Origin of the sequence: Alishewanella longhuensis, from assembly GCF_014653435.1 — a bacterium.
In the GTDB taxonomy this organism is placed as follows: Bacteria; Pseudomonadota; Gammaproteobacteria; order Enterobacterales; family Alteromonadaceae; genus Alishewanella; species Alishewanella longhuensis.
On record NZ_BNAO01000003.1, the window covers coordinates 289,643 to 313,929 of the forward strand.

The 24,287-nt window shown below is 47.5% G+C and carries 22 protein-coding genes; 6 read left to right on the forward strand and 16 right to left on the reverse strand.

Annotated features, from left to right (window positions below; all coding sequences use genetic code 11):
- Positions 1-600: DUF4136 domain-containing protein (locus tag IE163_RS08390; protein WP_373297879.1), on the forward strand; the 600-nt coding region annotated here is incomplete at its 5' end.
- 147 nt (positions 601-747) lie between these two features.
- Positions 748-1,494, forward strand: coding sequence for a pseudouridine synthase (locus IE163_RS08395; protein WP_189432181.1), 747 nt, complete (start codon positions 748-750; stop codon positions 1,492-1,494).
- Here IE163_RS08395 and IE163_RS08400 read toward each other — a convergent pair.
- Positions 1,450-2,637, reverse strand: a complete 1,188-nt coding sequence (locus IE163_RS08400) for an MFS transporter (RefSeq protein ID WP_189432183.1) — start codon at positions 2,635-2,637, stop codon at positions 1,450-1,452. The genes IE163_RS08395 and IE163_RS08400 overlap by 45 nt on opposite strands.
- 185 nt (positions 2,638-2,822) lie before the next feature.
- On the opposite strand from IE163_RS08400, the gene IE163_RS08405 reads away from it, so the two are divergent.
- The 3 genes from IE163_RS08405 (at position 2,823) to IE163_RS08415 (ending at position 6,178) form a co-directional block, all read left to right on the forward strand.
- On the forward strand, positions 2,823-3,914 hold the full coding sequence (locus IE163_RS08405) for an alkene reductase (RefSeq protein ID WP_189432185.1): 1,092 nt from the start codon (positions 2,823-2,825) through the stop codon (positions 3,912-3,914).
- 192 nt (positions 3,915-4,106) lie between these two features.
- Complete coding sequence (locus tag IE163_RS08410; RefSeq protein ID WP_189432187.1) at positions 4,107-5,465, forward strand: MFS transporter; 1,359 nt, start codon at positions 4,107-4,109, stop codon at positions 5,463-5,465.
- 152 nt (positions 5,466-5,617) lie between these two features.
- The gene (locus tag IE163_RS08415; RefSeq protein ID WP_189432189.1) at positions 5,618-6,178 is read left to right on the forward strand and encodes a DUF5610 domain-containing protein; all 561 of its coding nucleotides are present in this window, start codon (positions 5,618-5,620) and stop codon (positions 6,176-6,178) included.
- A 126-nt stretch (positions 6,179-6,304) separates the two neighbouring features.
- On the opposite strand, the gene paeA is transcribed toward IE163_RS08415, so the two are convergent.
- Positions 6,305-7,612, reverse strand: coding sequence for a polyamine export protein PaeA (gene paeA / locus IE163_RS08420; protein WP_189432191.1), 1,308 nt, complete (start codon positions 7,610-7,612; stop codon positions 6,305-6,307).
- Positions 7,613-7,764: 152 nt separating this feature from the next.
- Between paeA and IE163_RS08425 the strand changes: the two genes are divergently transcribed.
- Entirely contained in the window at positions 7,765-9,828 is a 2,064-nt protein-coding gene (locus IE163_RS08425) for a tetratricopeptide repeat-containing diguanylate cyclase (RefSeq protein WP_189432192.1), read from the forward strand.
- 10 nt (positions 9,829-9,838) lie between these two features.
- On the opposite strand, the gene IE163_RS08430 is transcribed toward IE163_RS08425, so the two are convergent.
- From IE163_RS08430 to IE163_RS08495, 14 genes are all read right to left on the reverse strand, one after another.
- Complete coding sequence (locus IE163_RS08430) at positions 9,839-11,311, reverse strand: complex I subunit 5 family protein (RefSeq protein WP_189432194.1); 1,473 nt, start codon at positions 11,309-11,311, stop codon at positions 9,839-9,841.
- Complete coding sequence (locus tag IE163_RS08435; RefSeq protein WP_189432196.1) at positions 11,304-12,809, reverse strand: complex I subunit 5 family protein; 1,506 nt, start codon at positions 12,807-12,809, stop codon at positions 11,304-11,306. Before IE163_RS08435 ends, IE163_RS08430 begins: the two co-directional genes overlap by 8 nt.
- Entirely contained in the window at positions 12,809-14,230 is a 1,422-nt protein-coding gene (locus IE163_RS08440) for a complex I subunit 5 family protein (protein ID WP_189432197.1), read from the reverse strand. The genes IE163_RS08435 and IE163_RS08440 overlap by 1 nt, the downstream gene beginning before the upstream one ends.
- On the reverse strand, positions 14,227-14,514 hold the full coding sequence (locus IE163_RS08445; RefSeq protein ID WP_189432199.1) for an NADH-quinone oxidoreductase subunit K: 288 nt from the start codon (positions 14,512-14,514) through the stop codon (positions 14,227-14,229). Before IE163_RS08445 ends, IE163_RS08440 begins: the two co-directional genes overlap by 4 nt.
- Positions 14,507-15,418: an MnhB domain-containing protein gene (locus IE163_RS08450; RefSeq protein WP_189432201.1), complete on the reverse strand. Its 912-nt coding sequence runs from the start codon at positions 15,416-15,418 to the stop codon at positions 14,507-14,509. Before IE163_RS08450 ends, IE163_RS08445 begins: the two co-directional genes overlap by 8 nt.
- Complete coding sequence (locus IE163_RS08455) at positions 15,418-15,786, reverse strand: monovalent cation/H(+) antiporter subunit G (RefSeq protein WP_189432202.1); 369 nt, start codon at positions 15,784-15,786, stop codon at positions 15,418-15,420. The genes IE163_RS08450 and IE163_RS08455 overlap by 1 nt, the downstream gene beginning before the upstream one ends.
- On the reverse strand, positions 15,783-16,028 hold the full coding sequence (locus IE163_RS08460; protein WP_189432204.1) for an MrpF/PhaF family protein: 246 nt from the start codon (positions 16,026-16,028) through the stop codon (positions 15,783-15,785). The genes IE163_RS08455 and IE163_RS08460 overlap by 4 nt, the downstream gene beginning before the upstream one ends.
- Positions 16,025-16,555 carry a Na+/H+ antiporter subunit E gene (locus IE163_RS08465; protein ID WP_189432206.1) on the reverse strand — a complete coding sequence of 177 codons (531 nt, stop codon included), beginning with the start codon at positions 16,553-16,555 and terminating at the stop codon, positions 16,025-16,027. The genes IE163_RS08460 and IE163_RS08465 overlap by 4 nt, the downstream gene beginning before the upstream one ends.
- A 107-nt stretch (positions 16,556-16,662) precedes the next feature.
- On the reverse strand, positions 16,663-18,528 hold the full coding sequence (locus tag IE163_RS08470) for a sensor domain-containing phosphodiesterase (RefSeq protein ID WP_229833489.1): 1,866 nt from the start codon (positions 18,526-18,528) through the stop codon (positions 16,663-16,665).
- 113 nt (positions 18,529-18,641) lie between these two features.
- Positions 18,642-22,043, reverse strand: coding sequence for a DUF6701 domain-containing protein (locus tag IE163_RS08475; protein WP_189432209.1), 3,402 nt, complete (start codon positions 22,041-22,043; stop codon positions 18,642-18,644).
- Positions 22,040-22,453, reverse strand: coding sequence for a type II secretory pathway component (locus IE163_RS08480; protein ID WP_189432211.1), 414 nt, complete (start codon positions 22,451-22,453; stop codon positions 22,040-22,042). The genes IE163_RS08475 and IE163_RS08480 overlap by 4 nt, the downstream gene beginning before the upstream one ends.
- Entirely contained in the window at positions 22,443-23,234 is a 792-nt protein-coding gene (locus IE163_RS08485; protein WP_229833490.1) for a PilW family protein, read from the reverse strand. Before IE163_RS08485 ends, IE163_RS08480 begins: the two co-directional genes overlap by 11 nt.
- Complete coding sequence (locus IE163_RS08490) at positions 23,231-23,830, reverse strand: type IV pilus modification PilV family protein (protein ID WP_189432213.1); 600 nt, start codon at positions 23,828-23,830, stop codon at positions 23,231-23,233. The genes IE163_RS08485 and IE163_RS08490 overlap by 4 nt, the downstream gene beginning before the upstream one ends.
- A complete protein-coding gene (locus tag IE163_RS08495; protein ID WP_189432215.1) occupies positions 23,824-24,279 on the reverse strand; it encodes a type II secretion system protein in 456 nt (151 codons plus the stop codon). Before IE163_RS08495 ends, IE163_RS08490 begins: the two co-directional genes overlap by 7 nt.
- Between the last annotated feature and the right edge of the window lie 8 nt (positions 24,280-24,287).

Here is a 24,287-nt window from a genome sequence, read left to right on the forward strand (position 1 = left end):
AAACCCCTTACTCTGCTAGCCACGGCAATGCTGTTACTGGCAGCTTGCGCCAGCCCTAAAAAAGCCAATATTGATTACGATAAAAACGTTAATTTTAGCCAGTACCAAACCTTTGCGTTTTATCAGGCTCCAGTAGCGGCGGAGCCAGAACAAAACGCTGCTGAAGCGGCCACGCCAAGTTATGATCCCTTAACAGATCAGCATTTTAAAGCCGCCATTACCCGCGAAATGACCGCGCTGGGTTATCGTTTCGATGAACAAGCTCCGCAATTACTGGTGAACTACAGTACCAATGTTGAAAACCGTGAAGACGTGCGCAGCTCGCCTTTTCGCGTTAATGCAGGTTATGGTCTGTTTGGGCGTAACAGTGCACTTAGCTTAGGCTTTCCTATCTTTGGCGGCGTAGAAACTACCCGCTATAAAGTCGGTTCAGTGTTAATTGATGTGATTGATGCATCCGCCAACCGGCTGATCTGGCAAGGCATGGTAGAAGGTAAGTTAACCAGCAAGGCGCTGCAACAGCCGGAGCAGGCCATAAACGACGCTGTTGCAGTGATTTATCAGAGCTACCCGACCCGTTTAAGCAATAAGGTTGACTAAAAAAACCGGGGGCTTAAGGCCCCCATCACTAAACGAGAGTGAAATATCCAGGAAGGTATAACGGGTGTTATTTTGCCGCTTTACCGTGGCATTTTTATGACAATCATCCTTTATTTTCTCTGTTTATCACCAACCTAAAACCGTTAAATGACCGACATCATCAACAACGAACCACTGCGTCTGGCTAAGCTTATCGCCCAAAGTGGCTTATGCTCACGTAAAGAAGCCAGCCGGTTAATATCCAAAGGGCAAGTGAGGGTGAATGGTGACATTGCCGGGCATCTGCACGCCATTACGGATACAGATCAGATCGAAGTCGCGGGTGTTCCCCTGGCAGCGCCAGCGCCTTTGCAGTATTGGCTCTATCATAAGCCTGTAGGGATTGACTGTAATAACCGAGCAGAAGATCCCGCAAGCATAGCACAGCTGCTGCGTACCTTACCGGTGCGCCTTTTTGCCGTGGGCCGGTTAGACAAAGATTCGCGCGGCATGCTGCTTCTGACCAATGATGGCGCTTTTGCCCAGCGTTTACTGCACCCCAATTATGCGCACCAAAAAAGCTATTTGGTCACCGTAGATAGAGCTGCCCCACCGTCCATCGTCAACGCTTTTAGCCAGGGTATTCGCTGGCAGGTTGGCCCGCACAGTTATCAGGCAAAACCCTGTCAAGTACAGTGGCTTAATGAGCGACAACTCGAGATCATTCTTACCGAAGGTCAGCACCGGCAAATCCGTTATATGTGTCGGGCACTAGGGTTTAAAGTGGTCGATCTTTGCCGCACTGCTATTGGCGCCCTGAGTTTGGGGACACTCGCCGCCGGAGACTGTCGACAACTAAACGCTGAAGAGTTAACGCAGCTGCAGATGCTGCAAGCGCCAAAGCCAAAAGCATAACCCTAAGGTCACGCTATACATCAGCACTGAACCAACAATAACCCCAGACCACGCCGCCCATTGCCAAAACGGTTGTAAATAAAGGCCACCGCTACTGGCGCCCAAATAATAAAATACCAGATAAAGCGCGCTGGCACTGGCTTTGGCCCGGCTGGCATGCTGGCTAACCCAACTACTGGCTAGCGAGTGGCAAAGAAAAAAGCCAAAAGCGCTGATAAAAAAGCCCGCGATAATGCTGATAAGACCTGGGAGCAAAGTTAATAAAGAACCAACTAACATTACCACTACCCCCAAAGCCATGGCGCCTGGCGTGCTCAGGCGACTGGCAATGTGCGACGAGTATGCCGAGCCTACCGTACCAGTTAAGTAGGTAATAAACAGCAAACCAATTAAGCTACTGCTTAAATTAAACGGCGTGGCAGCCAACACGAAGCTGATGTAGGTGTATTGATTTAAAAAAATCAGAAAATTTAAGCCACCAATAAGATAGGTGATAAGTAGCAGCGGTTGCCGTAAATGGTACCAATTATCGGCCAAAGCCTGCGCTAACCGAAAGGGTTTGGCTTGAAACTGATGAGACGCGGGTAAAAAACGCCAGATACAGAAGCAGCTTAACAGGCCCAATACCGTCATTGGAAAAAACACCCATTGCCAATGGCCTAAATCGGCTAGACCACCCGCTAACAAACGCCCGGAAATGCCGCCCACGGAGTTGGCACTAATATAATAGCCCACCGCGGTGACTAAAGCAGGTTTGCTGTACTCCTCGCCCATCCAGGCAATGGCAATAGCTGGCAAGCCCCCTAAACAGCAACCTTGCACCGCTCGCCAAAACACCAAGCTGCTAAAACTTTCAACCTGCGACAGCATAAAGGTACTGGCGGTCATGCCCAATAAGGTCACTAACAGCAGTTTTTTCCGGCCCCAGGCGTCAGAAAGTGAGGCATAAACTAAGAGTGATAAGCCTAAACAGAGAGTACCAATGGTATAACTAGTACTCACGGCTAAGGGCGATAGCGCAAACTGGCGGCTTAATTCTGGCAATAACGGCTGCATTAAGTGCAAATTTGCAAACACCACTACGGCGGCTAAACACAAGGCAAAGGCACTGCGGTAAAATGCAGGCGTTTTATATTCTATCACGCTTAATTCTCAACCAGACTCAACAACTTATTGTACCTGAAAAGCCTGTTAGGATAACAGCGCCATAGCTTGGCAAAGATTGATTCTTCAACTAAATCGAAAGGTTTGCTGCAAAAAAACCACTAGTTAACATCACGCCATACCCCCATATACAAGACACTAACCCATAAGCAAGCAGGAATTCTATGCACAACCTATTCAGCCCACTAAAACTCGGCGCCATCACCCTAAAAAACCGCATTATTATGGCACCGCTCACCCGCTGTCGTGCCACGTTAGAGCACTACGCTACACCGCTAATGGCCGAACATTATGCGCAGCGCGCCAGTGCCGGCTTATTAATTGCTGAAGCAACGATGATAAGTGAAGGTAACTCAGCATTTTATCGTGAACCAGGGATCTATTCAGCCGCTCACGCCAACGCCTGGCGTCAGGTGACCCAAGCCGTACATGAAAAAGACGGTAAAATTTTCCTGCAAATCTGGCATGGTGGCCGAGCTTGTCACCCCACATTAAATAACGGTAAGGTGCCGGTATCATCCAGCGGCGCTGCGATTAATGATTACACCCATACCCCAGAGGGTAAACAAGACTACACCGCGCCACGGGTACTGCCTACCGCCGAAGTCGCCGATATTGTGGCGGAATTCCGCCAAGCCGCGATTTATGCTAAACAAGCCGGTTTTGACGGCGTTGAAGTCCATGGCGCTAATGGCTATCTAATTGATCAGTTCTTACGTGACGGTATTAATCAACGAAACGATCGCTATGGCGGTAGCTTGGAGAACCGTGCCCGCTTTTTAATGGAAGTACTGGACGCAGTGACCGGCATCTGGGGTAGCGATCGGGTTGGTTTACGTTTATCGCCGTTAAATAGTTTTAATAGTGCTAAAGACAGTGATCCTATGGCTCTTATCAGTTATTTAGCGAAAACCTTAAGCCCGCTTAAACTAGCCTATCTGCATTTAATGCGCGCAGATTTTGCAGGTTTGCAGTATGGCGATGTTGTCAGCGCCGCACGTAAGCACTATCAGGGTAATCTTATTGTTAATATGGGGTATGATGCGCAGGAAGCCAATCAAGCAATCGCTATGCAGCACGCCGACGCCGTGGCCTTTGGCAGCGCCTTTATTGCTAATCCGGATCTCGTGACACGCCTGGGGCAAGGTTTACCACTGGCACAAGCTGACGTTGCAACCTTTTACACCCACGGCGCCAAAGGCTATACCGATTATCCACCGCACTCTTATCCACCGCACTCCGGTACAGTTGGATAACTACTTGACCGACTCCGGTACCTGTGGATAACCCAAGCCGGTTATCCACACCAATATCAATAGCAGGTTAGAAGGTGCTAGCGCGCTTGTACCTGCTACAACTTTGGCTTCTTGCAGTAATTTATTAGCTCAGTTAGAGTTGCGTGGGAACAACCTTGCCGTCCGGCACTTTATAACGAGAATAATACTATTATGTCAGAAGCTTCTTTACGGGCCCTGCCCCCTCCAACGCCCTTTTATCGCTGGATGATTCTGCTGTTTGTCAGCTTAGCGATGTTTGGCAATTACTACATTTACGATTCGCTCTGGCCGATTGTTGATCTGTTACGGGAGCAGCGCGGTTTTAGTTATCAGCAAATTGGTTGGTTATCTAGTGCTTACAACGCCGCTGCTTTATTTGTGTTGTTAGCTGGCGGCTATCTTATCGACCGTTGGGGTACGAAAAGAGCTATTACGCTCTTTGCTATTATCTGCCTGTTTGCTGCCGTGGTTACTGCCTGGAGTCCGTCATTCGAAGTGATGCTAGCCGGGCGCTTTATGCTTGGTCTAGGTGCAGAGCCCCTTATCGTGGCGGCCACGACCGTCTTAGCCAAGTGGTTTAAAGGTAAAGAGCTCAGCTTTGCTTTTGGTATTAACCTCTCTATCGCCCGGCTGGGTTCCACCTCCGCCGACTGGTCTACCGGTTTTGCCAGCCCCCTTTACGCTAACTGGCAGGATCCGCTTTGGTTAGCAACAGCGGTAGCCGGAATTTCCGTTACTGCCGCCATTTTATACTGGATTTTAGAGCGTCGGGCTGAAGGTCGTTTTAGCCTGGGCGTAGCAGAACAAACCGAGAAACTTGAATTTAAAAGCCTGTACAGTTTTAGTGCGTCTTACTGGTATGTGGTGGCGCTTTGTGTCGTGTTTTATGCCACCGTATTTCCGTTTCGCAGCTTTGCTATCGACTATTTCCAACAAGCCCATGGTCTGGATCGGGCAGCAGCCGGCATTTTAAGCAGTATCTTACCCTTTGCCGCCATTATCGCGACACCGCTATTTGGCTTATGGGTCGATAGAGTAGGCAAACGCGCTTTGTTTATGGCCGCAGGCTCATTCGTATTATTACCTCTTTTTCTAATTGTCACTTACGCCCCCGCTGGCCCCGCCATCGCACTAACCATCCCATTTATTGGTAGCGCCGTAGTGCCGTTAACACTGCTGTTAGTGATCACCGTGTTAGGTATAGTGTTCTCGCTAATCCCCGCGGTGATGTGGCCCTCAGTAGCTTATATTGTTAATGGCAGTCGTTTGGGCTCAGCCTACGCATTAATGACGTTCTGCCAACAAATCGGTTGGTTAATTGTGCCGCTTACCATTGGCTATATGAACGATAAGTTCCTAGCTGGCCCAGACAATATTGACGGCTATACGCCGGGGATGTGGCTTTATACAGTGCTGGCGTCTTTGGGTTTATACTTCTCTTACAAACTCTGGCGCACGGAACAAGGGCCTAATAGCCATGGCCTTGATACTATTACTACTAAATCGGCGGCTTTGGCCCAACATAACTAATCGTTAATCCTCGCTAGACACAACTAAATACTGTGGGGCGGCTCGAAAGAGCGAATCCCACAGTATTTACAGCTATTTTCACAAAAAAGACTAAAGTTTATACAAAGGTCTGCCGATACCCCGTTGAGGCCAAATGTAACAGGAGCGCCGTAATGACCAGTATCAAACCCGATATGCCGGTAAACGTGGGCCGCAACAATCCAGAAAAGCTGGATATGTCGGCACTTAAGCAAAGTAAGCAACAGCAAAATATCGCTATATTACAAGCCAGTGAACAAATTGCGTTAAAGAGCGGTAATAACTCTTTGAGTTTGCTGTACAAAACAGCGTTAGAGGGTATTAACAAAGAGCTAGAGCCGATATTTGGTAAAAATGCAGCGCAAAAAATCTATGACTCTGGTATCGATACCTCACCAGAAGCCACCGCGGAGCGTATTGTTGGCTTTGCTAGCAGCTTGTTTTCACTGTATCAGCAGCAAAGGCCGTCAAAAGATCAAGAGCAACAGCTTAACGATTTTATGGAAGTGATTGGCAAAGGCATTAATCAAGGCTTTGAGGATGCGAAAACGATTTTAAAAGGGCTACGCGTATTCGAAGGCGAAGTTGAATCCGGTGTCGGTAAAACATACGAACTAGTGATGCAAGGGCTGCAAAACTTTAAAGAGAAAATGCTAGAGAGTATGCAAAAATCAGAGGACGCAAATAATAGCTAAGATACTGACAAGGAACTGGCAAACAAATAGCTCAGTATTGTTTTGCCAGCCTGGGGTTATCAATAGCCGCGTCTTAACGCTGTTGCGGACGGAGCCTGGGCAAAGATGTAAACCTTAGTGTATCAACTAGTGTTTAGTCTCTAACCCCATCGGCTCGATTCGGGTAACTAACAGCTGATCTATTTTATAGCTATCAATGTCGACGACTTCGAACTTATAGCCTGCATGTAACACAAAGTCGGTACGCTTGGGGATCTTGCGCAGGCTATACATCATAAAACCTGCGATAGTTTCGTAGTTCTCTGCATCCGGAAAACTGTCAATATCCAGCACCCGCATGACATCGGCTAGCGGCGTTAAGCCCTCAGCTAACCAGGAGTTTGCATCACGGGCTACGATTTGCTCTTCTTCAGAACTGACCAATTCCCCCATCACAATACTCATTACATCTTTTAGGGTAATAATACCCACTACCAGCGCATACTCATTAAGAATGATAGCAAAGTCGATACCCGCTGATTTAAAGTGCTCCAGCACTTCGTACAACGACAACGTATCAGGGATAATTAGCGGAGAACGTACTATACCGTCTTTACTTAACGAGATAGGTTGATCATGCAGCACCTGCATTAAAATATCCCGCGTATCAACGTAACCCACCACATTATCCAATACCTTATCACACACCAAAAACTTAGCATGGGGATGAGCAGCAATCTTTAATTTAATATTGTCTTGCGATTCATCTTTAGTAAAAAAGATCAGGCTTTCGCGCGCTGTCATCGCCGAAGTGACGGTACGCGACTCCATATCAAAGACGTTTTCCAGCAGCTGATGCTCATGCTCCTGCAACACCCCTGCCTGAGCACCGGCATCCATCATCGCCATAATATCATCCGGAGTAATATCATCTTTGCGCATAGTGGGCACATTAAATAAACTAAAAAAGATATTTGCCAAACCATTAAAAAGCCAAACGAAAGGCTTGAGCAATACAATTAAAAATAACATAGGTGCCACAATACGAATGGCGATTTTCTCTGGTGAAATCATCGCTAGTCGTTTTGGCATTAAGTCTGCAAATAAAATAAATAAGGAGGTAACAAAAAAAACCGACAAAGTAAAAGCAGCAGCATCCACCCAAGGCGCATCGGTAACTAGCGCCAAAAGTGCAGCAAAATAAGGCGTGAAAGCTGACTCACCTAAAATGCCTCCTAGAATCGCCACGGCATTTAAGCCTATTTGCACCACGGTAAAGAAATTCCCAGGGTGCTCTTGTAGCAATAACACTTTCTCAGCCCGTGCATCACCTTCCGTGGCCAATAAACGTAAACGCATTTTGCGGGAGGCCGCTAAAGAAATCTCCGAAACAGAAAAAAAGGAACTGGCCGCAACCAGCAAAAACATAATAATTAAATATTCTAAGGCACTCATAGTGTATCCAAAAAGATCTATCCTGACTAAGCATTAGACTTAATCCTTTATTATTATACCTGATCTGTAAGTAAATTTTTTTACAAAGTAGACTTTTGTCAAAAACTTAGTTAAAACTACTATATTAGAATTAAAAACTGTGATCAAAACACATGCAGACATCTGCTATCCGCTTGTTATTTTGCTGTATTAGCCTACTTTACTTCCAGGTAGGTCAGCTAAAAGCGAACGAGCAACTGCCAATTAACAACACAGCAATAACAACTACACAACAGGTAGACTCTGCCTTAGAGCAGCAATTGGATGCTATGTTGGCCTTACAGCTTACCGATCCGGTGGAGGCTAACAATCAACTGACGGCAATAATAGCCGCCATGAACGAACGAACGCCTCTAGACACCAAAGTAAGAGCACTCACCTACCAGCTGTTTAATGCACTTTATGCCAGCGATACCGCGGCGACAGAAGAGAGCTTGGCGCTACTACAACAATTTAAACAATCTGAGTTATCGTTAAGCGCATTAGTGGAGATACAAGCAGCAGCACTTGAAGTTGATATTTTCCAAAACCGGTTAAACGAGGCCTATTTAAAAGCTGAGCAAATCCAAAACTTAATGACAGATATCAGCAATCCTCGTATTCGTTATTGGGTAAACACCCTGTTAGCTAGGTTATTTTTATTAGATACCCAATATGATAAAGCGTTAAAACACTATGATTTAGCACTTGATGCCTTGTTTGATACAGCAGACTCCAGAACATTGGTGCGTCGTATTTATCTAAGTCAACAAAGCGCCTTAGTTCATGCAGAGCAAAAAAACTGGCAAGCTGCCAGACAGGTATTGGAAGATGCTTACGCTGAAATTAAACATCACAAACGAGACGAATTACTGCCCGATGTCTATTTAACATTAGGCTTTGTCTTGGTCGGTCAAAAAGACTTTGCAGCAGCAGAAGAGATTAATCAACGTGGCTTAGCTCTTGCCAAAGAGCTAAATCAACAGAGCCTGGCCATTACTTTTATGAACAATTTGGGTTCGGTGTATATCCAACAAGAAAATAGCACTGCTGCCAATGCTATTCTTGAACAAGCGCTGGCTGAAGCAGAACAGTTAAATGATGAGGAGAATGTCCAAGTCATCAAATTTAATCTTGGCTATACCCAGATCATGGCGGGAAATCATCAAGTCGGCCTGCAACAAATGCAACAAGCTTTTGCTTATTATCAGCAAAGAAACTATAAAGCAGAAATTGAAGACTTATTAAGTTGGTTTGCTAAAGCATATAAGTTAATGGGCGATTACAAAATGCTGGCAGCAACCCTTGAGCAGCAAATGCAGTTACGCGAAGAAATGGTGACTGCTGAACGCGAACAAAATACCCGGGATCTGCAAGCTCGATACGACTTAAAGTCACAGTCTCAGCAAATTACCATTTTGCAACAGGAAAACTCGTTGCAGGAAGAACTTATTAAAAACAAAAAGCTACAACAAACTATCACTCTAATGTTTGTTGTTATTATGTTATTTGCCGCCATCCTACTGATTAATCTTTATCGCAAAGTACGCAGAACCAATAAACGGTTAAAAGAGGTCAATAAACAACTAGAGTTTCAATCACTGCGCGATCCGCTTACCGGCTTATTAAACCGGCGCGCTATGCAAGAAAAAATGGCGAAAAGGCATATTTCGGGTGACGCTGCACCTTGTGCTTTATTAATCCTCGACATCGATTATTTTAAACAAATAAATGACAACTATGGGCATGCAGCAGGCGACGCGGTACTCATTGAAATCAGTCGCCGGCTCAGCCAATTGGTCAAGGATTCAGAAATGTTAATACGTTGGGGCGGTGAAGAATTTCTAATGGTGCTTAACAGCACGACCGCCACACAAATAGATTTATTGAGCCAACAACTTTTAAAAGTAATTAGCGAATTAACCATCAATTACGAAGGTAAGGAAATCGCCGTAACCATCAGCGGTGGTTTTATTAACTTACCCTTCGCTCAGGTCCCTGAGCACCAGCTAAACTGGGAAAAAGTCCTGCAAATCGCTGATATGGCGCTGTATTTAAGTAAAGTGAATGGCCGCAATCAAATCACGCTTATCGACGGACTTAAGGTACCTTTTGCGGTGGCAGAGCCGCATTTACAATCCGACCTCAATGGTGCTATCCGCGAAAATCAGGTGAGTTACCATATTATCTCGGGTTAACTATTACTGGTTACCCCTTAAACCTGCGTAGCGCTTTATACCAGCCTTGCTGGCGTAAGGCGCGCCAATTAACACTAAAAGCGGGTAAAGTTAGTTGGCGAATAGGCTGATAGCGACGTTTTAGCCACAGCGACAACCGAAATACCCAGCGACTGCCCTGCCCAATACGCTGCAGCGGCAAGGCCACAATAGCAAATAGATAGCGATAGCCCAGTAACGCCAATAACACCGGCGTAATTAACCCAAGCCAGGCGTAAGACGTTAGTGCATGCAGGCTATAATATTGTAATAACGGCCAGGCCCACGGCAGTAATATCAGCAATATGGCCAGCAGTGCAACAGCCACTTGCTGTAACACGGGTACCCGGTGATGTGCTAGTTGCTGTTGCTGCCACAGCTGGCTTAAAAAATGCCACAACGCTAAAGCGCTTAACAGGGCCCCCAAGCTCAATAACCAACTAATACTCTGCAGATAAGGCAAACGCAGCTCAGCGGTTAACGTTTTTAAGGCCGTTTTTACTGCAGCGCCACTGCTAAAGGGTAAGGCCATCATACTTAACGCGGCAATTAGGGCACAGGCTTTATCAAAAATAGCAAATCGATATTTAGCCGCGCTGCCAGCCAGCAAAAACAAAGCGCCTTTGGCAAAAGCATGATGTGCCGCATAAGCCACTAACAACAATAACGTCACAGTATAAGGCGTGCTGCTAGCTAGTTGCCAGCTCGCTGTTAACAGCAGTAGCAGATAGCCCATTTGACTGACTGAAGAATACGCCAAAATTGTTTTTGGCGCAGTATGACAGAGCGCGGCGATAGCGCCAAAATAAGCTGATACCAGCCCTAGTAAGGCTAAGTACGGCAACCAGAGCTGCAAAGTCGCATCCCCTGCCGGTAAAAAAAACCAAAGCCCAAAGATCCCAGCCTTAATCATCGCACCCGATAACACTGCACTTGCCGGCGCTGGTGCAACCGGATGCGCCTGAGGTAACCATAGATGTAGCGGGAAAAAACCAGCTTTTAAACCAAGACCAAGCAAAAACAAGCTAATAGTGAGATGATCCAGCTCAACAGCTTGCCAGCTCTGCCAATCATATTGCCCGCCCGCGGCGGCAGCGCGCAGCACCAGGGCACTAAACAACAACAACTCGCCCAGCACCGCCAGTTGTAAATAAAGTCGCCCTGCCCGTTTCGCAGCTTTACTGCCGGTATGCAGCACCAAGGCCGTCGCTGCCAGGCTCATCAAACTAAACCCCAGATAAAAACTCAGGGCATCTTGCGCCGCGATCAGCAAAAGATTACCACTAAAACAAAGCCCCATAAACAGCCAGTAACGGGCTTGCTGCCGATCGGCACGCTGTGAACTCAGACTATACAAAGCTGCGGCCAGCCAAAGCAATAAAGTAAACGCAAACCAACCTTGCTGCAAGGTACTGGTTAAACCCAGGCCAGCGCCAGGCCAGAGCAACTGGCTTAAATCAATCATAGCTAAACTCCCGCTCCACAATTAATTCACTCCAACTAAGCGGGCTAATATCTGTGCTGGCAAAAAGTCCCATTAGCAGCACCAATAGCATAGTAAACAGCGGTGGACTTAACAGCATCCAATGGGTTTCCAGTTTTTTGGACAGCTGTTGCGGATGAGGCCAGGGTAAACGCTGCTGAGTAAACCAAATACGATAAACTACCGGTAAAAAATAGGCCGCATTGAGTAAGCCCGACAGGACAAAGACACCGATTAACCAGCCCTGATCTACCTCGGCGGCGCCCAGCCCTAAATACCATTTACTAATAAAACCTGCTGTAGGCGGTATACCAATCATTCCTAAAGCACCAACCGTGAAGGCTAAAGAAGTAAGCGGCATCCGTTTTCCTACGCCGTTTAGTTCGCGAATATCATGAATACCCAAGGTTTCAGCGTAGTTACCGGCACAAAAAAATAAGGTGATTTTCATCACACCCTGATGTACCAGATGCACCAAAGCGCCGACAGCCGCCAACGGACCCAACATCGCAACGCCTAAAGTGACATAAGACACCTGGCTGATAGTGGAATACGCTAAACGCTTCTTAATGTCTTGTTGTGCCAAAGCCCGCCAGGAGCCATAAAGGATGGTCAGTGCAGCCAGCAGCATTAAGGGCGTAGCCACATTAAGCTGCTGAATACTTTGTACGCCAAATACATCATACACTACTCTGATAATGCCAAAAGCACCGGCTTTAACCACAGCTACCGCGTGCAGCAACGCACTGACCGGTGCTGGTGCTACCATGGCTTGAGGCAACCAGCCATGTAGCGGTAACAAGGCAGCTTTTACACCTAACCCGGCAATTAACAACACAAAAGCCAATTGCAACAAGGCTCTATCACTGGCCACTAGCGGCAGTAAATAGCCTCCTGGAGTAAAATCCGGGCTTTGGGTCAACATATGTAACAGCGCTACACCAAACATCAGCAGCACTCCGCCTCCCAGGGTATAACCCAGATAGCGCTTGGCGGCAGCTAAAGATTGAGCGGTGCCACGATGCACCACTAACGGAAAGGTGGCTAAGGTCAGCAATTCATAAAATAATAAAAAGGTCACTAAATTGCCCGACAAAGCCAGGCCAACTGTCGCACTGACACATAAGCTAAAATAACCAAAGAAACGTGAGCGCAGCGGCGAGCCTTCTAAATAACCAATGGCGTAGATAGTCGTTGCTAACCATAATATGGATGACAAGATCACAAAAAGCAAAGATAAGGCATCCCCATGCAGTACCAGATCGGCACCGGGTAAAAATGGCAAACTAAATGTTACTTCCTGACCCGCTTTTACCGCCCGCCACATTAACCAGACAAAAATCAGCTTCACTGTTACGCCCAGCATATTAAGCCAGGTTCTTAGCTTTATTTGTGTTTCTTTTAAGCTAAAAATAATTAAGCCTGGCAGCAGGGAGCTTAAAATGATCAAAATTGGCAAATAGGGAAGCAAGGCTGTCATTAACTTAACTCCTGCTGCAATATTGCCAGCAACGGCATGCTAAAAAACGCCATCGCCCAAACGGCCAAAGCAGGTAACAATGCCAACCATTGCGGTAAAAGTTGCGGCGAGAAATCCGGTGCAGTGGGTTCCGCCCGATCAAAAGCCAACACCACAACCCGAAAAATATAGGCGGCAGACACTAGCGTTGCGACCAGCAACACTAGCAGTAAAAAATACTGCTGCGCTTGCCAAAGCCCCAACAACATTACCCATTTTGCTAAAAAGCCGCCACTTGGCGGTAAGCCAATTAAACTGCCACCGGCTACAGCAAAGGCAAACATGGCTAATGGCATGGTTTGACTCGCGCCCTTTAACTGCGCCACTTTTTTAACCCCCAGGGTTTGCTGCATTTCACCAATACTTAAAAAACAGGCCGCTTTTGCCAAGGCATGCGCCATAACAAATAACCATAAGGCAGCAGTAAATACAGGCAGATTAAAAGACAACATTAAAGCAAGCGCCAGCATGGCATAACCCAACTGGGCAACAGTTGAATAAGCAACCAAGGTTTTACTGTAGGGCGTGCGCAGCGCTGCAACGCCGGCCAACAAGAGCGCTCCCAGGGCACAGACTAAAAATGCATAAGCGGCAACGTTTAAAAAGGCGGCAGGGGCTAAGGTGGTCCAAACCAGCACTAATATAAATAAGGGCCCTTTTACCACCAAGGCAGATAGCAGCGCACTCACCGGTGCTGGCGCTGCCGCGTGAGCGGCCGGCAACCAGAGATGCAACGGCCACCAAGCAGCTTTTAACATCAATCCCAGCGTAATAAGTACCAACGCTGCCGCAGTCAAACTGTTGGCTTGTAACTGCCCTTGCAACAGCGGCAGGTCCAGCGCACCATAAGCACCATACAATAGCGCCACACCCAACAAGTAACATAAGGAGGCGAACAACGAAAATAGCAGGTAATGTAAAGCCGGTCGCATCGCTTTATCACCGCTAAGGGTGACTAACGCCACAGCAACCATGCCCAATAGTTCCAGACAGACATATAAGTTAAACAAATCGCGAGATAACCATAAGGCTTGCAAACTCGCTAACAACAAACTGCTTAAAGGCCAAAAAGCCGCCGCAAGCTTATCGCGTTGTTGCACCGCCAACGCATAGCCAGAGACCAACAAGTGCAATACCGCACTGAGCAACAGCAGCAATGCTGTAACGCTATCCGCTTGCCAACGTATGGCCAACAGCGGATTCCAGCCACCGATAAAAAGTTGCTGGCTTCCCTCTTGCTGCACGAGCTGTAACAGCATAGTAGCTAAGATGGTACAGAGCAGCGCCGCCGCCAGCTGCAACCCCCTGGCTAAACGCGGCCAGAGCAACATCAATAACGCCGCCAATAAAGGGATAATCACTAAGCCAAGCGCCAGACTCATGCTTTACCCTTTTGTAAAATACGGCCCAGCAACGCCAGAGCAAAAGCGGTGGCGCTCACCGCCACCACTAACCCCGTTAACACCAGAGCATGCAACACGCTATCCGCTGGTTCGCCCTGCAACACAGGTCGATATGCCAAAGTAACCATTAGCAAGAAAATGCCGGCACCCATAATATTTAACGCCAAAATGCGGCGTAGTAATTCGGGGCCGCGCCACACACCATAAGCGCCAAAGCCTATTAGCAAGGTTGCCAAGGTAAAATAAACATAAAGACTAAGCATCCGCTCGCTCCTCTGTCGGCTCACCAACAACCAACAATGTTAGGGTGACGGCAATCGCCAAAGTGGCAAAGCTTTCAATACCTAAAATAACTGCCCCAGCATAGGCTGTTGGCCACTCTAACCACAGGCGGGATGATGACCACAGTAAACTGAACAGACCGGTTAGCACAAATACCAGTAAACCCGATAAAGCCGCCAAACGCACCCATGGGTTTTGCCAACTTAGCCAGGTTAATTGCTGATTAAGCCTTAACACGACCAACCCTGAAGCTAATAACGCTCCGGCCTGAAAAGCGCCACCTGGCGCCGCCGCGCCACGCCATAGCAAATAACCTGTTAGCAAAATGATCAATGGGCTCAGTAGTCGGCTCCAACTCAAACTTAATGACCAGCCAGCGTACAACGTAAGGCTACTTTGCGCTTGTTGCGCACCAAGTAATGCCAATAGCAACACCAGTAACTCTAACAAGGTATCCCAGGAACGAAAATTTAATAGCACCGCCGTTACTGGATGCGCTACGCCGCTTTGGGGTAAGGCAACACTAACCTCATGGCTTAACGCCGGATTTGGACTAACAGGGATCTGCCAAACACTAAAAAGTAAGGCGGCAGTGATCAGCGCCACAAAGCAAATTGGCAGAAGAGAAGTTGCGACTTTTGAGTCTAAAGCTGCCGGTTGTCTTACCAAGGCAGTGAAACACAAGGCGCCGGTTAAACCTGCGCCTATTGCAGCTTCCGCCAAAGCCAAATCGGGGGCGGCTAAACGAGCCCAGGCCAGTGCCATCATTACGCCAAAGGCCATAAATAACATCACTGCATGGGTCAGATTACGGCTAAAGATTGCCGTGCCCGCTAACAGTAGTACAACCGTGGCTAGCACCAGATCAAACAGCAGCAAGCCCATTATTCGGCCCTCTTCGTTACAGGTGCTGAGGCAGGCGAAGTGCTGTTAGCGGTTTGGCCAGGCTCCTGATGGCTTATCAGCGGCTCAGCGTCCGCCGCATCACGGCTAAAACGCGCCAACAGTTGACAAGATACGGCTCCCGAGCACATCACCAGCAGCCAAATAAGTAGCATTAATAATGTTTCCCGCCAGCTGCTTTGTATGCTTAATCCCAGCACCACCAAACCTAAGCCAAGAGTGTCCGCTTTGGTCACCGCATGCAAACGGCTAAATTGATCAGGAAAACGTAAAAGGCCAAGGCTACCAGCAATAAAAAATACCAGACCGAGCAACAGCAAAAACCAGCTTAGCCCATCAAGCCAACTCATATCTGCCGCCTTAAGCGCTGCACCAGTGCTGCGGGGATCGCTGCCGCTAATACCGCCAATAATAAGGCGACATCGAGCAGGGCCGGCATGCTAAGGGCTTTAGCTAAAATTAAACAGATAGCGACACCAGCAGAGCCAAATAATTGAATGGTTAATAAACGGTCTAGCAAGGTCGGGCCTTTTATAACCCGCCACATACCCAATAACATCGACAGCAAAATTGCTACGGCTAAATACATCATAATGTGGCCTCTCTCGGTAAAGGGCTGGCCATAAAACGGGCTAACTGCCATTCAATTGCTGCAACCTCTGCTTGCCAATTTGCGGTGGTATCTAAAATATGCAGCATTAACACCACCTCGCCAGTGCTTGGTTTTGCCGAATTTTTTGGCAAAATAGCCACGGTACAGGTGCCAGGTAAGAGGCTGACCAGGGTAGCGAGTAACTGTTGTTGGGCGGGTGCTGTCAGGCGACAAGCATAAGTTGCAAAACCAGTATGGGCAAATTGACGCGCAAAAAAAGCGCGGCGTGCCACGTCAAAAGCACCGCGCCATAACTGCCCGGCGAAAGTAAACAACAAGGCAGGAAAGTAGCGCCAACGCACTTTCGGCAACGCTAGCGGATAATACCCTTGCCACAGCAGCAATAACGCAAGCAAAACAACAAAAAAAACCCAGCCTTCATTTGCCGTTAGCACGGCCCAGCACAGGGCAGACAAACTAATCAATCCGCACACTTTAAGGAGCAATAAGCCTGATTTGAACATCATGTGCTACACCTAAAGGAATAATTTATATGGGATTATTACAAAAAAGCCGCCTAGGGTATATAGCGCGTATCTATTGAACAGTCGCGGAGTGCTTAGTATCAAAATAATTAACTAAACAGCCTACTATTATGTTGTTGCAAAAAGCGTTCAAACTCACCTAACGGTAAGGGTTTGGCAAAATAGTAGCCCTGATAATGATAACAACCTAAATGTAATAACGCTTTTAGCTGCTCTGCCGATTCCACACCCTCGGCAAGCACTTCTAAGCCTAAGGTTTGCCCTAATAAGATAATAGTCCGGACAATAGCCTGTTCGTTCTCATCTGTCAGTAAGTCATCAACAAAGCCCCTGTCAATCTTAAGCTGATAGAGAGGTAACCGTTTTAAATAGACCAGCGAAGAGTAGCCTGTGCCAAAATCATCTAATGAAAAACGAATACCAAGCTGTTGCAGTTTTTGCATTTTATCCACAACATTAGCAAAATCATCAACTAGCATACTTTCGGTTAATTCTAATTTTAAGGCGGTAGGATCTACCGCATACTTTGTTAAAAGCCTCTGTATCATGGGAACGAAATCACGTTGACGAAATTGCTGAGCACTGATATTTACCGATAGCTCCAAGCGAGCTGTTCCCGGTTGCGCTTGCCAGATAGCCAATTGCTGACAAGCTAATTGCAGCACAATTTCCCCGATGGGGATAATCAGACCACTCTCTTCCGCAAAATCTAAAAACTCATAAGGCCCGAGCAGCCCCCGGGTGGGATGGCGCCAACGCAATAATGCCTCGGCACCAATTACCATTCCCGGATGCACCAGTTGCGGTTGATAAAATAGCTCAAACTGAAAACCAGCAATAGCATCTCTTAGCTCATGCGCCAATACCATACGCCGGTTCGCTTGCACCTGCAGCTCGGCATCAAAAAAGGCCAAGCCGTTGCCCGTAGCTTGTTTTACTTGGTACATCGCCATATCCGCTTGAGTGATCAGCATATCAACTTCTTCACTGTCCCCCAAAAATAGGGTAGCACCGATACTTAAGGTGTTTAATGGTCGAATTAACTTTAATTCGGGTTGACTGGCAATAACGGCTTGTAGCTGTTCCACTAAATCGGTCACCGCTTTTACTGCATTAGCACGATCGGTGTCCAACATTTCGGTTAAAATCAAAAACTCATCTGCATTTAAGCGCCCTACCGTGTCTCCTTGCGGTAACACTTCAGAGAGAAGTTGAGCCACTAGGGTTAGCACCTTGTCACCCGTACTGTACCCTAAGCTATCATTTAGTGTTTTAAAATCATCAATATCAACAAACAGTAAAGCCGCATAATGTTGGCTGCGAATACTCTGTAGTTGCGCCTGTTTAATGCGGTCAAGCATTAATTGTCGGTTTGCTAACCCAGTAAGCGCATCAAAAAAGGTCAGTTTCTCTGTCTGACGCTCCATTTGCTGTCGCAATATTACGCCACAAATATTACCAGCCACCAATTGCAAACCAGCAACCTGCTCAGCCGACCATGTTTGTTTGGTGCGGGTAACATCCACACCAAACATACCAATCAAGCGGGATTTATTACGGATAGGCAACATTAGCAACGATTGAATACCCTGCGACATTAATAGCTGAAACTCTGCTGAATCCGCCGGGTAAGCCGCCACGTCGCTAATAATGCTGGGCAACCCCTGCTTCCACAGCATAAACCAATCACCAAATTCGACGGTATTGAGCTGTTGTAGCACGCTAATTTGTGGCTCTATGCCAGAGGCACACCATTCATGAGTGTTGCTGGCGGTGTTTAAATCGTCAGAGAAGAGGAAAAGATAACTGCGATCAGCAGAATAAAACCGGCCAATAGTCGCCAACGCCTGATTGATAACCAAATCAATCTCAACGCCTGACGCCTGAGCAAACTCGCCTGATAGGCTGGCTACCATATTAAAAAAAGCTAATTCGTCAGGAAATGAACGCGGCAAAGCCACCTCAGGATGAACTGTTCATAAAATCAGTCTATCTGCTTATTAGCATAGATGCAAAGCTTCGCCCGGCAACAAGGCTGATTAAACGGCTATGCCGCATTGCGGTGCCTTTACTGCTCGCGCCAGAAAATCAATCTTGGATTACCACGATAACGCCCGAAAATCATACAGGCCCAAGGGTTTGGAGTTTTACTGGACGGATTAGCACTATCTGTAATGGCGCAATCATCACGCCATACTTCTGGCCGGTCCCAATTATAACTTAACCAAGGTGGCGCTAAATATTCAAAAGTAGTACTACCTGCTACGCCAGGCGCATTTAACAACAAACTTAATGGTCGGCTCACACCGGCACGCAGTGCCGTAACTGTACCAGCAGCAACTGCGGAAACACCGCTACCTAACTGATTCAGTTCAGTAAACTCACTTAGAGTGCAATTATCATCGCCGTTGACAACAAAACGCTCTCCATCCCAATACTCAGCGCGAAGTGTCAAAGGCAGGTTATCAAACTCTGATCCAAAAGCATTTTCTAACACCAAACGGCCATAGCGTAACGTAAACTCGCCAACATTTTTACTATTACATTGACTGCCTGCACATGCAGGCTGCGACAAACTAAAATCAGCCTCCGCAATACCCGCCACTTGCGGCATTTCGCCATCGACAACTTGCAATGCCAAAACAGTGTTATTAAAAGGGCCATCCCGTTCTTCCGAGCGCCTAATCCACAATTGTGGTTCATTCGCTATTTTTAGGGTGGCGAAATCCGCACTGCCCAGTTGCCAGGCACTGCTTGTCGTTGCTGAGTAATCTAGCCGATCGGTTAAATTTAACCATGGTTGGGTACTTGTCGCCAATAAAACGCCCGTCGCTTTGGCAAAAGCCCCTAAATAATTAGTCGTAATATTACCTTGTCGATTTAATGCAGTAAGCCGATAACGCAAATCAAGCGGTTGTCGCAGATAAACCGGAGTTATCGCTGGTGAACAAGTGGCAGCGCCTGAAAAAGTAGTCAAACTTACCTCCGAAATACGGAAATTAGCGGGTACAAAGCGGCCAATAGGCTCGCTCCAGGCTACAGGTACCTGCTCAGGCATACCAAGATAACTAAATGCACTAGTACCAAAGCGAAATACGCCACTTTCCGTTACACTTTGATTAACTTGCGTTTGCGCTTGCTGATTACGAGTGTGATTGTATTGTGCTATACCCATATTCCCTAACGCCCCCACCGGGGCCAACAATTGATGTTGTAAAGTAATATTGCTATGTTCGAAATTGGGTGTAACAGCATTATCACAATAATTGGTATTACCACCGCCCCAACTATGTGCAGTTATAGTTAACGGAAAAGTATCACCTGCCACCGCAAAAACGGGGCAACTGGCGTTAGCCGACAAGCAACTACTCGTTGCCTGCACACACAAACCTGCCGGACGGCGAATAAAACGATCTGCGCCATTCATAACCAAACCGCTGTCATTATTAATCGCTGTCCCGCTGTACCTGGCATTCAACTCAACCTGGCCTGCATCGGCATAATTAACATTAATACTCGCTCTACCCTGGGCATCAAAGTTAAGCGGTAAAGGTGTTGCCCCCGCAAAAGAGCTACCGATATCGGTATTATTGACCCGTATCGGCCAGCTAACTGGGCGTGCGGCTGCTCCGGGCGTAATATAGCTACTCCAAAAACTTACACTCCGTGTCACATTGCTAAACTCTGGTATGCATTGTTGCGAAACATCGTCTTGCTTTACCGCTGCGATAGTAATGGCACTATCCGGTCGGTCAGCAATCCCATCTGGTATATCAAACACTAAACCACTAGCGGCAAAAGGTACCGTGCAATTCTGCGTGTTAAGTGCACTGTTACCTCGTCGACAGAGTGTTTGGCTAAGCGGGCGGGTATTAGGTACAGAGCTGGATACGCCAACAACCGTATTAGATGCAGTACGATTTTGTAAAAGCACTGTTGTTGAACCACCACTAAAATTAAGCACATTGCCACCTACCCAGCCACCATTGCTCAAACTGGCAGGCGATAGTGTTGCTGTTACTGGCGATGTAACCAACTCAGTACAGGCTGGGTTAGCACAAGCTCGCACCGTAAAAGACTCTGCTTTACAGGTTAACGGCGTACTGCTGTAATCAAATTCAAAGTGATCAATTTGTTGGCCAATAGGTAGCGAGCGTAGCGCACAAATACTAACATTATCCAGTTCATGAATATTGGTAGAACCCCCGGTAGAACCCGTTAACGAAAGATAAAAATTCTCTGGTAATGGCGCTTGGCCAGTTTGAGCTTGTGCGTTAAAGGGCGCTATTAACGTCACAAAACCTGAGCCGGTATTCCGCTCTACTGAAACCAGCGTAGCGCCGGCTTGTCTGGAGTCGACCACAAAACGATAACGATGCGGGTTAGCCTGATTGCCGTCTACTGTGGGTGACAAACAATTCCCATTAGTGTTGCTGGTACCGTTGTTACAGGTCCCCCGTAAATAACGATAACCACTGGTGTTAGATCCCGAGCCGCGAATAACAACAGATTGCCGTCTGCGCCCAACATTGGTTACACCACCTTCATTAGAGTAATTCCCAAATTCATCCAAACCAAACCCCAGCCATCCTCCTGCAAAACCGGCAATACCTGGTTTAAAGCCATAACCTAAGGGACCACCAAAAGCCCCGGGTTGCGGAGTTATTGCCGAATCAGACAACACCACCGCAACACCATCTGCGCCAGAGCCTCCATAAGCGAGATAATCAAATTCAACCACCACCAGATTATTGGTTGCCGGATACAAACGTTGATAGGTAACAGAGGTTGCTTGATTGGTAACTGCCTGCGTTAGCCGCAAACGACCATTAACCACTTGAGGTGTAAAATTACCGCTGCTGCGTGCAGTTACCCAATTATCAGACAGGTTAGCTGTATTAAAAGGATCTAGTTCACAGCCCAATGGCTGATCACAAAAAGTGCCGCCATTCAGTCGGCTTAACGCATCTGCATTAAATTGTACTGAAGCATTGTTGCCAACTGCAATAGCTCCTTTTGCGGTAACAGCGCCATCAATAACAGCATTGTTACTGATTGAAACTGCCCCTCCCGCTAAAATGAATCCGTTAATCCTGACATTGTTTCGGATAGCTAAACTACCACTGACCACAATAATTAAATTCTCAGCCGGGCCAGAGCTGTTTAACTCTGAGTTATTACCAATGGTTAGGTTTCCATTGACGAAAAGCCGGGTTGTTGTGCCAACAGTGGTTCGCACCGTATTATTAGCAATTTCATAAGAGCCATTCTCAGCAAAATAGTAGTCCGTATTCGCTAAAGGCTCCGGAAAGTCAGGGTTAGCCGCCGGGTAATCAATAGTACCTGGCACAGTGCTGTTAGGTCTAATCGCTTGCGTCCAGATTTGGCTGCAATTTGTTGCAGTAACCCACTCAGAATAAACCAGCAAGGCTGACAACATCAAATAGCGAAAAAGACTGGCTCTGCTCATTGCCGCACCTCAATCACCAGAGTTCTGCTAGTCACAAAATCATCTGCGCTACACACCCCAATACTGGTTACCTGATAAAGCACCGTGGTAAGGCTATCTGCCGGCAGAGCTTGCTGCGAGCAGGTGATTTGTGCCCGACAACCTATTAAACCCGAGTCAGTAAAAGAAAGGGTACTATTAAAGCAGCCGCCCGCAGCTGTTCGCGGCAAAACCGCCGTTAAACCAAGCTCCAAGCCACTTTGTGCCGCTAAAAATGCTCTGGTTCCCTGCACCTCATAAACCAGTGACTCGGAGGAGCTGAGTGACAATCTGGATAAGCTTAAAATGAGCGCCAGCATCACCACAATAATAAAGATGGCAACTACCAAGGCACTGCCTGTTTGTCGCTTTGCTAAGCTATTAGGGCACATTGGGAATATGTACCTCATAATTAAAATAAAGATCATCCACATTGCTTGCGCCAAAGCGCAGCATCACGTTTACCACGTTATTGCGGCTTAACGACGCCGGTACCGCAGTAAAGCTTACTGCCCGCACGTTTTTTGCCATTAATATCCCGGCAGCAGCTGGCGGCAAGGGCTGCGCGGCTAAATAAGCATAGCTTTGGTAACGGCGTAACTCCTGCGTTAGGGCGTTATAACAAAAACTGGTTGGGCTTGCAGCCAAAAGATAGAAACGCTGCTCAGGTGAGCTTTTCGGAAAACTGTGCGCAGTAGCGAGCGCTATCTGTACAGTTGCAGCATTTGCATCCGCGTCGGCTTGCAGGGTTCCGTCTAGTGATATTGTTGCCCCTGACGTAGAGTATATGTCCGCTGGCGTTAGCGGATAAACGGTAAAAGGTAAACCCAAAAAGTCAGCCTGCCAACTCATGTGCAATAAGCCAAGTGTCTTATCACTTTCTGGGGTAACAGGGAGCTGCTGATACAAACCACTGCTGACAATAGGCGCAAACTCTACGCAGCTAATGCCGGCGCTTTGCGCAATGCGCACACTATTAGGGGCCGCACCTCTTAGCTCGCGCACCAAACGCTCTGCGGCAAAACGGCCCGAGCTTAATAATTGCTCGCGCTCGCTGGCCTCGCTATACATTCTGGCACCAATACCCAGATAGCTACTGGCGCCAATGGCAAGTATCGCCAGGATCACCATCACGATGATCAACTCAGTTAGCGTAAAACCACGCGCCGTCACCAGTTCCCCCGATAGGCGCTAAACACTAAATTATTGCCAGCAGGCGTGGTCACAGTTACCTGAATGTGTTTCGCCTGATCCGCTGTCAGCAAAATACCGGCCACCTGCGCTGGCGCGGCATAGGTTACCCGAACCGCAACCTGATAATTGACATAGTCCGCCGCTAATGAGGCACCCAATAAGTTACTAAGCTCAGCGGCATTACCGACAAAGCCGTCAAAATCGTCTACATCATTAAAGATTAGGCGTGTTTCCATGCCATCAGGCCCTAAATTTTCTGGTGCGGTACATAGCGGGGCTAAAGGCTCACCACAACGCAACAGCCCGCCGCTACGGGCACTGTTTTCATCAAATGCTCGCGCTAAAATTTCATTCATCAGGCTTTGCCCAAGCTCAGTAGCGCGTACCTGATGCCAGGGATCAGTGCTGCGCTGGTAAAGCGGCCCTAAAATAGCAGTAATTAAACTAAGTGCTATAGCGAGTACCGTGATCCCAACCACCAGTTCCACCAGGGTGACACCGCGCTGCGGGGCGCTGCTGACCACAAAGTGATTTGCGCTGTCTTTGGTATTGCTCTTCGCAGCGCGCGCTAACATGCGTGAATATACCCTTGCTGCTCAATACAAATTGGCAGGCTGCTTTGTCCTTGTACCTGCAACTGACAACCGTTTTGGCCAGTACATTGCAAAGGCCTACCCCAACTATCAAAACTCAGACTGCTAAGGCCTGCCGGTATTAAGCGTAGGCTGACCGTACCATCGCTAATACAAAGATGGCGGGCATCGTTGATACAGCCATTAGTTACGCCTATCCGATCCATAGCAATAGTAAGGGCATTTTCCGGGCAAATACCAGTGCTAGCAGTACAATGCATCGCCTGCTGCTGCGCCCGGCGCAGTAAAGCAATAGCCTGCTCTCTAACCAGATATTCACTGCTACCGGAGAGCGAAAAAAAACGGGGTACCAGGCTTATCGCCAGTACCCCGAGAATAATAATCACCACGATAAGCTCAACTAAGCTAAAGCCTTGTGGTTGCCTGTGCATAAGTAACT

Bases quoted from the DNA above. Each gene is read 5' to 3' on its own strand.
- IE163_RS08395 (WP_189432181.1), top strand. From the start codon at position 748: ATGACCGACATCATCAACAACGAACCACTGCGTCTGGCTAAGCTTATC.
- IE163_RS08405 (WP_189432185.1), top strand. From the start codon at position 2,823: ATGCACAACCTATTCAGCCCACTAAAACTCGGCGCCATCACCCTAAAA.
- IE163_RS08410 (WP_189432187.1), top strand. From the start codon at position 4,107: ATGTCAGAAGCTTCTTTACGGGCCCTGCCCCCTCCAACGCCCTTTTAT.
- IE163_RS08415 (WP_189432189.1), top strand. From the start codon at position 5,618: ATGACCAGTATCAAACCCGATATGCCGGTAAACGTGGGCCGCAACAAT.
- paeA (WP_189432191.1), bottom strand. From the start codon at position 7,612: ATGAGTGCCTTAGAATATTTAATTATTATGTTTTTGCTGGTTGCGGCC.
- IE163_RS08425 (WP_189432192.1), top strand. From the start codon at position 7,765: ATGCAGACATCTGCTATCCGCTTGTTATTTTGCTGTATTAGCCTACTT.
- IE163_RS08430 (WP_189432194.1), bottom strand. From the start codon at position 11,311: ATGATTGATTTAAGCCAGTTGCTCTGGCCTGGCGCTGGCCTGGGTTTA.
- IE163_RS08435 (WP_189432196.1), bottom strand. From the start codon at position 12,809: ATGACAGCCTTGCTTCCCTATTTGCCAATTTTGATCATTTTAAGCTCC.
- IE163_RS08440 (WP_189432197.1), bottom strand. From the start codon at position 14,230: ATGAGTCTGGCGCTTGGCTTAGTGATTATCCCTTTATTGGCGGCGTTA.
- IE163_RS08445 (WP_189432199.1), bottom strand. From the start codon at position 14,514: ATGCTTAGTCTTTATGTTTATTTTACCTTGGCAACCTTGCTAATAGGC.
- IE163_RS08450 (WP_189432201.1), bottom strand. From the start codon at position 15,418: ATGGGCTTGCTGCTGTTTGATCTGGTGCTAGCCACGGTTGTACTACTG.
- IE163_RS08455 (WP_189432202.1), bottom strand. From the start codon at position 15,786: ATGAGTTGGCTTGATGGGCTAAGCTGGTTTTTGCTGTTGCTCGGTCTG.
- IE163_RS08460 (WP_189432204.1), bottom strand. From the start codon at position 16,028: ATGATGTATTTAGCCGTAGCAATTTTGCTGTCGATGTTATTGGGTATG.
- IE163_RS08465 (WP_189432206.1), bottom strand. From the start codon at position 16,555: ATGATGTTCAAATCAGGCTTATTGCTCCTTAAAGTGTGCGGATTGATT.
- IE163_RS08475 (WP_189432209.1), bottom strand. From the start codon at position 22,043: ATGAGCAGAGCCAGTCTTTTTCGCTATTTGATGTTGTCAGCCTTGCTG.
- IE163_RS08480 (WP_189432211.1), bottom strand. From the start codon at position 22,453: ATGTGCCCTAATAGCTTAGCAAAGCGACAAACAGGCAGTGCCTTGGTA.
- IE163_RS08490 (WP_189432213.1), bottom strand. From the start codon at position 23,830: ATGTTAGCGCGCGCTGCGAAGAGCAATACCAAAGACAGCGCAAATCAC.
- IE163_RS08495 (WP_189432215.1), bottom strand. From the start codon at position 24,279: ATGCACAGGCAACCACAAGGCTTTAGCTTAGTTGAGCTTATCGTGGTG.